Origin of the sequence: Caballeronia sp. NCF2, from assembly GCF_023631205.1 — a bacterium.
Taxonomy (GTDB): domain Bacteria; phylum Pseudomonadota; class Gammaproteobacteria; order Burkholderiales; family Burkholderiaceae; genus Caballeronia; species Caballeronia zhejiangensis.
Map to the genome: position 1 here is coordinate 108,611 of NZ_JALQDN010000067.1, position 11,452 is coordinate 120,062.

Here is an 11,452-nt window from a genome sequence, read left to right on the forward strand (position 1 = left end):
TGAACCCGCGCGAGACTCAGCCGTGCCTGATCGCGATGGTCTTCAGGCTCGTGAAGCCGTACAGCGCTTCGAAGCCCTTCTCGCGTCCATGCCCGCTCGCCTTCACGCCGCCGAACGGCAACTCGACGCCGCCGCCCGCGCCATAGTTGTTGATGAACACCTGGCCCGCCTGCAGCTTGCGCGCGAGTCGCAGGCCGCGCGAACCGTCGCGCGTCCACACGCCCGCGACGAGACCGTAGTTCGTGCCATTGGCGAGCTTCACGGCTTCGGCTTCGTCGTCGAAGGGCATTACCGCGAGCACCGGGCCGAAGACTTCCTCCTGCGCGAGCCGGCTTTGCGGCGGCACGTCGCGAAACAGCACCGCTTCCTGGAAGAAGCCATTGCGCGACGCTTCCACGACGATCTTGCCGCGCGCCGCGACGCGTATGCCTTCGCCTTCCGCCTGCTCGACGATGCTGCGCACACGCGCATGTTGCTTCGCGTTGACGAGCGGACCCATGTCGAGGTCCATCGCGGGCGGCCCGGAACGCAGCGCTTCGAAACGCTGCGCGAGACGTTCGATCACGGTTTCGTAGATGCCGCGCTGAACCAGCAGACGGCTGCCCGCCGAACACGTTTGTCCGGCGTTCTGCACGATCGCGTTCTGGATCACGGGCACGGCTTCGTCGAGATCGGCATCGTCGAAAACGAGTTGCGGTGACTTGCCGCCGAGTTCGAGCACGCTCGGGCAATGACGTTCCGCCGCCGTGCGTCCGACGAGCGCGCCCGTCGCGGTCGAGCCGGTGAACGAGACATGACCGATGCCTTCGTTCGCCGACAGCGCCGCGCCCGCCTCGCTGCCGAGTCCGGTGACGACGTTGATCGCGCCAGCCGGAAAGCCGACGTCGGCGGCGATTTCTGCGAGCCGCAGGATCGACAGGCTCGCGTCCTCCGCGGGCTTCACGACGCACGCGTTGCCCGCCGCGAGCGACGCGCCGACGCTGCGGCCGTAGATCTGCATCGGGTAATTCCACGGAATGATGTGGCCCGTCACGCCGATCGGCTCGCGTACCGTCAGCACGGTAAAGCCGGTCGTATAGGGCAGCGTTTCGCCGTGCAGCTTGTCGACGCAACCCGCGTAATACTGCAGATAGCGCGCGAGCACGGCCGCATCGGTGCGCGCGGTCTTGAGCGCCTTGCCGGTGTCGCGCGCTTCGAGTTGCGCGAGTTCGTCGGCGTGTTCGAGAACGGCGTTCGCATAGGCGAACAGCAGGTTCGAGCGCTCGACAGGCGAGAGCTTCGCCCACGGACCGTCGAGCGCATCGCCCATTGCGCTGCGCGCTGCGTGGACAGCCGTGGCGATATCGGCGGCGTTGCCGCGTGCAATCGCCGCGAACGGCTCGCCGGTGCTCGGATCGATGACATCGAGCGATTCGCCGTTGTCGCCCGCTTTCCACGCGTTGCCGATGAAGTGACGGTATTCCATGCTTACTCCGTGATCAGTGCATGTTCGGTGACGGCTTCGGCGATCGCCTTGCCGACTTCGATGGTGTTCGCCGTGCCGCCCATGTCGGGCGTGCGCGGGCCGTTTTCGAGCACGCTTTCGATGGCCGACAGGATGGTCTTAGCCGCCGCTTCGTAGCGCGCGTCGCCGCGTCCGAGATGCTGGAGCATCAGCGCGGCCGACCAGATCTGCCCGATCGGATTGGCGATGCCCTTGCCCGCGATATCGGGTGCCGATCCATGTACCGGCTCGAAGAGCGATGGAAAGCGCCGCTCGGGATTCAGGTTCGCCGAAGGCGCGATGCCGATGGTGCCCGTGCATGCGGGACCGAGATCGGAAAGAATGTCGCCGAAGAGATTCGACGCGACCACGACATCGAAACGGTCAGGATGCTGCACGAAATGGGCGCACAGAATGTCGATGTGAAACTTGTTCGTCGCGATGTCCGGATAGCGCTTCGCCGCTTCGGCAAGGCGCTCGTCCCAGTACGGCATCGTGATGGAGATGCCGTTCGATTTGGTCGCGGCGGTGAGCTGCTGCTTCGGACGGCTCTGCGCGAGCTTGAACGCGAAGTCGAGAATGCGATCGACGCCCGTGCGCGTGAAGACCGCCTGCTGCGTCGCGAACTCGCGCTCCGTGCCTTCGAACATGCGTCCGCCGACCGACGAATACTCGCCTTCGGTGTTCTCGCGCACGACCAGAAAGTCGATGTCGCCGGGCTTGCGATTGGCGAGCGGCGAAGGCACGCCGGGCATCAGCCGCACGGGACGCAGGTTCACGTATTGATCGAACTCGCGGCGAATCCTGATGATCGATTCCCACACCGCCGTATGGTCCGGCACGATGTCGGGCGTGCCGACCGCGCCGAAGAAGATCGCGTCGTGCTTGCCGATCTGCTTGTCCCAGTCGGCGGGCATCATCGTGCCGTGCTGCACGTAATGCTCGGTGCACCATGATGCGAACTCGTCGAAATCGAGCGCGATGTCGTAGCGCGCGGCGGCGGCCTTCAGCACGCGCAGCCCTTCGACCATGACTTCCTTGCCGATGCCATCGCCCGGAATGACGGCGATGTGATGTGTCGTTGCCATTGCGCTCTGTCTCCTCGTTTTCGACGTTTGATCTGAGGGGAAATCTAGCGGAGGCGTTGTTGCTGCGGAAGTGCGAATCCGGAAACGGGAGTCTTCGAATATCCGCAAGGGCTCAGCTTGCGGCGCGTTCCCCGCCGGGCGCGACGAGCGATGCGGGCGCGAGTCCGCTCAGATAATCGAAGAGCCTGCGCGCGGGCAAAGGCGCCGCGCCCACGCGTATGCCGACCGACATCACGCGCTCGGCCCACGGATTCGTCAGGCGAATGAAGCGCAGACGCATGGGTTCGCGAAAGAGCCGCACCGCGCCTTCGGGCAACACGCCGACGCCCTGCCCCGCTGCGATCAGCCTGCACATGCCTTCGAAGCTCTGCACCTGTACGCGAAAGCGGATCGCGCGGCCCGCGAGCGCGGCTTCCTTGACGAGCATGCGCGTGACTTCGGCCTTATCGTCCAGACCGACGATATCGTGCTCGAGCAGCGCGGCGAAATCGATCTGATCGCCTTGCAGAACGTGATCTTCGGGCACGACGACGCTGATGCGATCCGTGCAATACGGCGCGAGGCGAATGCCTTCCATGCCGCTCTGCGACGTCACCACGCCGACATCCGCGCGCCCTTCGCGCAGCGCCTGAAGAATGTCCATGCTGCGCAATTCGCTGATATGCAGTTTGATGTCCTGATAGCGCTGGGAGAACGCACGCAGATGATCGGGCAAGTCCTGGCTGATCGCGGAGATATTGGCGAACACGCGCACGCGGCCGACGGAGCCTTTGGTGTAATCGGATAGCTCGCTATAGATCGCGTCGGTCCTGAGCAGCAGTTCCGTGGCGTGACGCGCGAGCGCTTCGCCGGCCGGCGTGGGCTCGACACCCGCCGACGTGCGATTCAGAAGCCCCACGCGAAAGTGATGTTCGAGCAGCGCGATGCGCCGGCTCGCCGTCGATAGCGACATATGCGATTGCTGCGCCGCCTTGGACAGGCTGCCCATTTCGACGGCGCGCAGAAAGAGAGCCAGCGACGTGAGATCGAACAAAACCGGATGCTCCGTGGAAGTTTATTCCGGGGAGTATGGCATTGGGTTGGGGTTGCTGTGGCGTGGAGGGATACAGGAAAACCCTGAGCGATGCGGCTATTAGAAAGGCGCACCCTCGAATTCCATGAGCGGAAAAAGCGTGTCCTTGCCGTCGATATTCAGCACGAGCCGCGTCGCGTGATGGAAGCTTGCATAGCGGCCAACGAAGCGGCTCAGCACATCGCCGAAGAGCGTCGCATCGCCGGGTCCGTCAAACGCACTCGCATCGAGCCGAACGTGAACGCGAATCTCGAAGCGCATATGCCCCTTTCCCACGCTTTCATGCTCGGACAGCCGCACGTCTCGAATCGCATCGATGCGTCGCGCGATGCTTTCGTCGTGTGACCAGTCGTAGAGCTCCAGCGCCTCACGGAGCACCACCACGCCGCCCATCCCGATCATGTTCAACTCATTCGCGCCGCCTGCCGTGTAGTGCCCGAGCACGCGCCAGTCGTACTCCGGGTGATAGCGCGGAGGATAGAGCGGCAAAGTCGGCGCTGTCAGATTGCGCACGGAAGCGATGCCGGTAAAACCCGACACGGTCTCGTTGATCGTCGCCTCGGACAGCGCCATGCGCGGCAGGCGTCCGTTGTTCGCGAGCGCGCGAACCGTCAGGTAGCCGTCCGGCTTTGGACGATTCTCATCGTGTCGGGCATCCGCATGGAAGCGCTCCCAGAGCGAACCGGAAAGCGTCACCCAGAGTTCGCGGCCGGTTACGCCAAAGCGCATCGAGGTATGGAAATACCGCTCAGGCTTCTCGTAGCGCAGCGTCCAGCCGCGATGGCGGAAGCTCGTGAATGCGCCGTAGGCGTGGCGCGCGCTGTCTTCCGGATCGGCCGCCGTCACCGCGAGCACGTGATACGGCTCGACGTGCCCCGCCACATCCTGCTGCAGACGTACGCGATGCTCGCGGTCATGCCGGTCTGTCGGCCGCAGCGGCAACGCGTCCACTTCGAACAGATTGATCACGGGCGTGCAGAAGAGACGAAAGCTGTCGCGACTGACCGGATAGTCGCCAGGCACGCGAGCGTTCAGTTCGATCTCGAAGGTCATTTGCGATTCACCCATCGGCAGCATCGACGCATCGAAGCCGCATAGATCGACGAAGTTGAATTTCTGCGGGAACACGAAGTATTCCAACAGCGTCTGTTCGCGATCCAGCCCGCGGTCACGCTCGGGCTCCGTGACCGGCCACAGCCGCGCGGACGGACCAAAGCCTGCCGCTTCGAAGCGCACGTCTTCGAGCGGTTGCAACTCGCCATCGCGCACTGTAGGCAGGCGCAGGCTGATCGATTCGACTTGGCGCGTCAGCGCCGCGTACAGCGCGGAGGCGGCAGGCCGGTCGCCGTGCAAGTAAAGACGGATGCGCGACAAATCAACCGCCTCGCGTTGCTCGCCAAGCCACAACCGGAACGTAAGGCGAATCACGGTGCGTCCGCCATCGCGGACCGCGATCTCTGCATCTTCGACCGAAAGTGGCAACAACTTCACCGTCTGCGTCGTCCGATAGAGACACTTGACCTGATCCGGACCGACAGGCGTCGACCGCACGGCGGCCCCCGCGGGAATCTGCGTTGCCGAAGCAACTCCGCGACCAATCGGCGTGCATTCGATGATCGACAGCGATGGAATCGCGCGCGCCGCATGTTCGTACAGGTTGTCGATCAGCGTTTCCGTGAATTCCGGAGCGCCGTCATCGAGCTTCATACGTAGACGCGCCGCGATCCTTATTCTGTTCAACGAACTCAAGCATTAATCGTTTTTCTTTGGACCGATGAATTTAGGATTGCATCACAAACAGGTCAACCCGGCTGATCGGTATTTGTTTGACATTCACGACCTATTGATTAAAGAAATCAGAATTCGGACATCGCCCATACCATGAAATCGAAGCGCGTGATTGAAAGAATGAGAAATTGCCTTTGAGCAGCAGACTTGAAGAATCGAGAGAAAATTCAACTCTTCTTCACCGATCCGATCGGGGTGAGGAAGCCAGATCGCACATTCTTTCAACTCGCTGTCCAGAGCGAACACTCGCTGCGTCGCGGGGCCATACAGGAAAACCCTGATCAAATCCCGCCCCGCCCTCCACCCCGTGTTCGAACTATTCGAAAGCCCGCTTCAACGATTTCGCATATCACTCGCGCTCAGCAGCCGCTACATTTCTTCTGTCCCGCCGCGTCCCGCGCGAGCAGGGACGCAAAAACAAATACGGAGACAGACGTGGAAATCGATGCGACCAACATGCCGCAAGGCGCGGCATCGCCCGCTGCGTCACACGATGCGGCCACCGCGGACCGGATCTTTCGCCGCCTCGCGCTGCAAATCCTGCCGATCCTGATGTTCGCGTACATCACGTCGTACATCGATCGCGTGAATGTGAGCTTCGCGAAGCTGCAGATGGCGCAGCAACTCGGTTTCTCCGATGCCGTGTTCGGCTTCGGCGCGGGCATCTTCTTTCTCGGCTATGTCGTCTTCGAAGTGCCGAGCAACATCATCCTGCAACGCGTCGGTGCGCGCCGCTGGATCACGCGCATCATTCTTTCCTGGGGCATCGTGTCGGGCCTCACGGCCTTCGTCTCCACGCCCATGCAGTTCTACGTAATGCGCTGCCTGCTTGGCGTCGCGGAAGCGGGCTTCATTCCGGCGATCGTCTTCTATATCGGCCAGTCGTTTCCGCGCAACCGCCGCGCGCGCATCCTCAGCATGTTCTATGCGGCGCTCGCGCTGGCGGGTCTCATCGGCTCGCCGCTGACGGGCTTCATCATGCAGTACTTCGATGGTCTCATGCAGTTGCCAGGCTGGAAGTGGATCTTCATCGTCGAGGCATTGCCCGCGTTTCTCGCGGCGGTCTATACATGGAAGGGACTCGACGACGACGTCGCCCAAAGCCCGCGTTTCAGCGAAACGGATCGCGCGTTGTTGTCGCGCGTGCTCGCCGAGGATCGCGCGGTAACGGCGCAATCGAATCACAAGGGCCTCTTCACCAGCGCGCTCGTGTGGGCGTTCTGCCTCATCTATTTTCTCGATGTCTTCGGCATCTACGGCTACACCTTCTGGGCCCCGACGATGATCAAGTCGATGGGCATCTCCGGCGACTTCGCGATCGGCGCACTCGCCGCATTGCCGAACGCGGTCGCGGTCGTCGTGATGGTCATGTTCGGCCGCAGCGCGGACAAGCGCGGCGAGCGGCGCTTGCACGTCGCGGCGCTGCTGCTGATGGGCGCGGTGGGCTTGTCGCTGTCGGTGCTCTGGCATGACAACCTGTGGCTCGGCATGATCGCGCTGTGCATCGCGAATGCGGGATTGCTGTCGTTTCCGCCGCTCTTCTGGAGCATGCCGACGGCCGTGCTCGGACAGGCCGCGGCGGCGGTCGGCATCGCATGGATCAGCGCGTTCGGCAATCTCGGCGGCTTCTTCGGCCCATATGTAGTCGGCTTTCTGAAGCAGGCTTCCGGCGGCATGACGCTGCCGATCTTCTCGATGGTCGGCTGCCTCGCGCTCGGCATCGTTCTCACGATGCTGCTGCCGAAGCGCCTCGTGAACCGCTGAGCATTTTCAAACTTACACGACAACATGAAGAGAGACACAGCATGAAGCAACGCATCGGCATGATCGGTGTCGGCCTGATGGGGCACGGCATCGCGCGTAACGTGATGAAGCATGGTTATCCGCTGACGGTCGTCGAGCATCCCGGCAATCAGCCGCTCGACGAACTGCTCGCGGGCGGCGTGAAGACCGTCGCGAACGGCGAGGCGCTCGCGCGCGCATCGGACATCGTCATTCTGTGCGTGACGGGCTCGCCCGAAGTCGAAGCGGTGCTGACCGCGCCCGATGGCGTGCTCGCGGGATTGCAGCCGGGCGCGATCGTCATCGACTGCTCGACGGCGGTGCCCGCATCGACGCAGCGCGTAGCGGCGCTCGTGAAGGAAGCGGGCGGCCTCTTCGTCGATGCGCCCATGACGCGCACCGCGAAGGAAGCGCATGAAGGGCGGCTGAATCTGCTGGTCGGCGCTTCGGCCGAGCTGTTCGCGCGCATCGAGCCGTTGCTGCGTACCTATGCGGAGAACGTGACGCTCGTCGGCGATGTGGGCGCGGGACACAGCATGAAGCTGCTGCACAACTTCGTGTCGCTCGGCACGATCGCGCTGATCTCGGAAGCGGCGGCCTGCGCGAAACGCGCGGGCGTCGATGCGCAGACTTTCGTCGATGTCCTCGCGAAAGGCGGCGGTGGTGGCGCGGCGCTCGAGCGGCTGCGTCCGTCGCTTATCGACGGCGATCCGTCGGGCATGCCGTTTCACATGTCCAATGCGTTGAAGGATCTCGGCTACTACGTGACGATGGCCGGCGACAACAACGCCGTCGATGCGATCGCCGGCGCCGTGCGCGCGACGTATGCGGATGCGGTCGAGCAAGGCGGCGCGCATCGTACTTTGCTGGAGTTGCCGAGGTTGCTGGGCGATTGAAGTTGCGATAAAAAAAGCCGCTCATCGAGCGGCTTTCCCTGGCGCTTTAAAGCCTCAATCGTCGAGCAAGGACAAGTCGCGCACCGCGCCCTTGTCCGCCGACATCACCAGCTTCGCATACGCCTTCAGCGCGGCCGACACCTTGCGCGGACGCTGCTTCGCGGGCTTCCAGCCCTTCGCGTTCCGCTCTTCGCGACGGCGCGCGAGTTCATCGTCGGAGAGCAGCACGTCGATCGTGCGATTCGGAATGTCGATGCGAATCTTGTCGCCGTCGCGCACAAGGCCGATCGCGCCGCCCGCCGCCGCTTCCGGCGAGCAATGACCGATCGACAGGCCCGATGTGCCGCCCGAGAAACGTCCGTCCGTCAGCAGCGCGCATGCCTTGCCGAGACCCTTCGACTTGATGTAGCTCGTCGGGTACAGCATTTCCTGCATGCCGGGCCCGCCCTTCGGACCTTCGTATCGAACGATGACGACATCGCCCGCCTTCACCTTGTCATTGAGGATGTTCTCGACGGCTTCGTCCTGCGACTCGGTGACGTGCGCCGTGCCTTCGAACACGAGAATGCTTTCATCGACGCCCGCCGTCTTCACGACGCAGCCATCCAGCGCGATGTTGCCCGTCAGCACCGCAAGGCCGCCTTCCTTCGAGAACGCGTGCTCGTACGAGCGAATGCAGCCTTCGGCGCGATCCGTATCGAGGCTCGGCCAGCGCGTGTTCTGGCTGAACGCGACTTGCGTCGGCACGCCTGCGGGACCTGCCATGTAGAACGTCTTGACGGCTTCGTCGTCGGTGAGCTTGACGTCCCATTGCGCGAGCGCGTCTTTCAGCGTCGGCGCGTGCACGGTCGGCACGTCGGTATGCAGCTTGCCCGCGCGATCCAGTTCGCCGAGGATCGCCATGATGCCGCCCGCGCGATGCACGTCTTCGATGTGATACTTGTTCGTGTTCGGCGCGACCTTGCACAGCTGCGGCACGGTGCGCGACAGACGATCGATGTCCTTCATCGTGAAGTCGATCTCGGCTTCGCGCGCGATCGCCAGCAAGTGAAGAATGGTGTTGGTCGAGCCGCCCATCGCGATATCGAGCGTCATCGCGTTCTCGAACGCCTTGAAGCCGACCGAGCGCGGCAGCACGCGCGCCTCTTCCTGCTCGTAATAACGGCGCGCCAGTTCGACGATGCCGCGTCCCGCGCGCTTGAACAACTGCTCGCGGTCGGCGTGCGTCGCGACGACGGTGCCGTTGCCGGGCAGCGAGAGACCGAGCGCTTCGGTGAGGCAGTTCATCGAGTTGGCCGTGAACATGCCCGAGCACGAGCCGCATGTCGGGCACGCGGAGCGCTCGACTTCGGCGACTTCCGCATCGGAATACGACTGGTCGGCGGCGATCACCATCGCATCGACGAGATCGAGCTTCTTCAGTTCGATGGCCTTCGTCTTCGGATTCGCGAGGCGCGTCTTGCCCGCTTCCATCGGGCCGCCCGAAACGAAAATGACGGGAATGTTCAGGCGCATCGCGGCCATCAACATGCCCGGCGTGATCTTGTCGCAGTTCGAGATGCAGACCATGGCGTCGGCGCAATGCGCGTTGACCATGTATTCGACCGAATCCGCGATGATGTCGCGGCTCGGCAGCGAGTACAGCATGCCGTCGTGACCCATCGCGATGCCGTCGTCGACCGCGATCGTGTTGAACTCCTTCGCCACGCCGCCCGCGGCTTCGATCTCACGCGCGACGAGCTGGCCCAGGTCTTTCAGATGAACGTGCCCCGGCACGAACTGGGTGAACGAGTTGACGACGGCGATGATCGGCTTCGAGAAATCTTCGTCTTTCATGCCGGTGGCGCGCCAGAGGGAGCGCGCGCCCGCCATGTTGCGTCCGGCGGTGGAGGTTTTGGAACGGTATGTGGGCATCGTGGTTGCGGTTGGAATGTCGCGAATGAAAGCGGGCCACGAGGGGTGAGGGCCCTTGCGCGCGGCATCCGCGACCTTTTGGGTCGGGTGGGCGCGAATTTTGGGATTATCCCATACCTGCTTCGTCCATTCCGCTTCGACGCGCCGCCTGCACCAGCGCGCGAATCGCCCAGCGTCTGACCTTGCGCGCGCGTGCGTCGTCGAGTTGCAGCACGTCCTTGCAGACGATCATCGCCTCCGTGCCGATGACGAGCGCGAGCGCCTGCGTGAGCGTGTCGAGCGCGGCGGGACTGAACTCGTCTTGCGCGGGTTCGAGCGCGGACTCGATCAACGGTGTGCGGCGATTCTGCCGCAGCGGCATGTCGTCCTGCGATTCGCCCTTCACCGCCCGCTCCAGCGAATGCGCGAGCATCATGCGCAACGGTGCTTCGTTCGCAAGAATCATGTCGTTGAGCGCGGCGTCGACACGCAACAATCGCGCGACCGGATCGGCCGATGCGCGCGCCGAAAATAGCTGGCTCGCAACGGGCGTGTCGACATCGAGCGATGCTTCGAGTAAGAGCGCATCGATGCTCGGGAAATGCCGATACGCCGTCGCACGCGACACGAGCGCTTCTGCCGCGACCTCTTCCAGCCCGGGCTTGCGCCCTTGCTTCATCAGCGCCGATGCCGCCTTCAGCAGATCCTTGCGCGTGCGCTGCTTCTGATTGCCGCGGGTCTTCGGTTCGGACTTCGCCATATCAAGCCTGCGGCAACTGACCGATGATCGCCGCGAGATCGACCCACACGTTTTCACGGCGAATCTGTTCGCTTTCGCTGAATTCGACGACATGCAGCATGCGAAATTCCAGCGGACGCCCACGGCCTTCGAGCCCGAACGGCCGGCCCGGCGCCTTGCCGCGCCACAACGACTCGTCGATGACAAAGCCGTCGCCATACAGACGGCGCAAGCACTCGACCCGGCTCTCCGACAGATCGGCAAACAACGCTTCGTAGAACGGACGCGCGCGCTCGCGTCCGTGCGCCGGACCGGCAGGCCAGCCAACGACATCGTGCTCGACATCGTCGGTGAGCGTGGCGAGCACGCCTTCGACATCGTCGCTTCGTTCAAAACCGAAATGCTCTTCGATCTTGCGGTCCATCTCGACAGCAGTCAGCGTCATGATTGCCTCCTTGCACGGGTCACGCTTTCCAATTCATTCTAGTGAGACGACAGTCTCATTACAAGATTGAAATATCGTCTGGTGCGAGATGGTTAGCTATGCAATCACTTCAATGCATCGGTGCATATCGCAGATAAAAAAAGCGCAGCCTCTTTCGAGACTGCGCTTTTTTTCCTTACGGTGCGGGGATCAAACCGCCCGTCGCACCATCAATTCCTTGATCTTGCCGATCGCCTTGGTCGGGTTGAGCCCCTTCGGGCACACGT

The 11,452-nt window shown here is 63.0% G+C and carries 9 protein-coding genes and 1 pseudogene; 2 read left to right on the forward strand and 8 right to left on the reverse strand.

Annotated elements, in window-relative coordinates:
* Nucleotides 1-16: 16 nt before the first annotated feature.
* From NCS02_RS27190 to tssF, 4 genes are all read right to left on the reverse strand, one after another.
* Nucleotides 17-1,465 carry an aldehyde dehydrogenase family protein gene (locus NCS02_RS27190; RefSeq protein WP_250441552.1) on the reverse strand — a complete coding sequence of 483 codons (1,449 nt, stop codon included), beginning with the start codon at nucleotides 1,463-1,465 and terminating at the stop codon, nucleotides 17-19.
* Nucleotides 1,466-1,467: 2 nt separating this feature from the next.
* The gene (locus tag NCS02_RS27195; protein WP_250520138.1) at nucleotides 1,468-2,571 is read right to left on the reverse strand and encodes a tartrate dehydrogenase; all 1,104 of its coding nucleotides are present in this window, start codon (nucleotides 2,569-2,571) and stop codon (nucleotides 1,468-1,470) included.
* A 112-nt stretch (nucleotides 2,572-2,683) separates the two neighbouring features.
* Entirely contained in the window at nucleotides 2,684-3,604 is a 921-nt protein-coding gene (locus NCS02_RS27200; protein ID WP_250479289.1) for a LysR family transcriptional regulator, read from the reverse strand.
* A 99-nt stretch (nucleotides 3,605-3,703) separates the two neighbouring features.
* Nucleotides 3,704-5,392 (reverse strand): type VI secretion system baseplate subunit TssF, encoded by a 1,689-nt coding sequence (tssF, locus tag NCS02_RS27205; protein WP_350029903.1) that lies wholly within the window; start codon nucleotides 5,390-5,392, stop codon nucleotides 3,704-3,706.
* Nucleotides 5,393-5,866: 474 nt separating this feature from the next.
* On the opposite strand from tssF, the gene NCS02_RS27210 reads away from it, so the two are divergent.
* On the forward strand, nucleotides 5,867-7,195 hold the full coding sequence (locus NCS02_RS27210) for an MFS transporter (RefSeq protein ID WP_250520140.1): 1,329 nt from the start codon (nucleotides 5,867-5,869) through the stop codon (nucleotides 7,193-7,195).
* Nucleotides 7,196-7,236: 41 nt separating this feature from the next.
* Nucleotides 7,237-8,109, forward strand: coding sequence for an NAD(P)-dependent oxidoreductase (locus tag NCS02_RS27215; protein ID WP_250520141.1), 873 nt, complete (start codon nucleotides 7,237-7,239; stop codon nucleotides 8,107-8,109).
* 54 nt (nucleotides 8,110-8,163) lie between these two features.
* On the opposite strand, the gene ilvD is transcribed toward NCS02_RS27215, so the two are convergent.
* From ilvD to sdhB, 4 genes and pseudogenes are all read right to left on the reverse strand, one after another.
* On the reverse strand, nucleotides 8,164-10,023 hold the full coding sequence (gene ilvD, locus NCS02_RS27220; RefSeq protein WP_250520142.1) for a dihydroxy-acid dehydratase: 1,860 nt from the start codon (nucleotides 10,021-10,023) through the stop codon (nucleotides 8,164-8,166).
* Between the two features lie 106 nt (nucleotides 10,024-10,129).
* Entirely contained in the window at nucleotides 10,130-10,762 is a 633-nt protein-coding gene (locus NCS02_RS27225) for a TetR/AcrR family transcriptional regulator (protein ID WP_250520143.1), read from the reverse strand.
* A gap of 1 nt (nucleotide 10,763) precedes the next feature.
* Nucleotides 10,764-11,186 (reverse strand): nuclear transport factor 2 family protein, encoded by a 423-nt coding sequence (locus NCS02_RS27230; protein WP_250520144.1) that lies wholly within the window; start codon nucleotides 11,184-11,186, stop codon nucleotides 10,764-10,766.
* A 189-nt stretch (nucleotides 11,187-11,375) separates the two neighbouring features.
* Nucleotides 11,376-11,452, reverse strand: a pseudogene (gene sdhB, locus NCS02_RS27235) (succinate dehydrogenase iron-sulfur subunit); the annotation flags it as partial.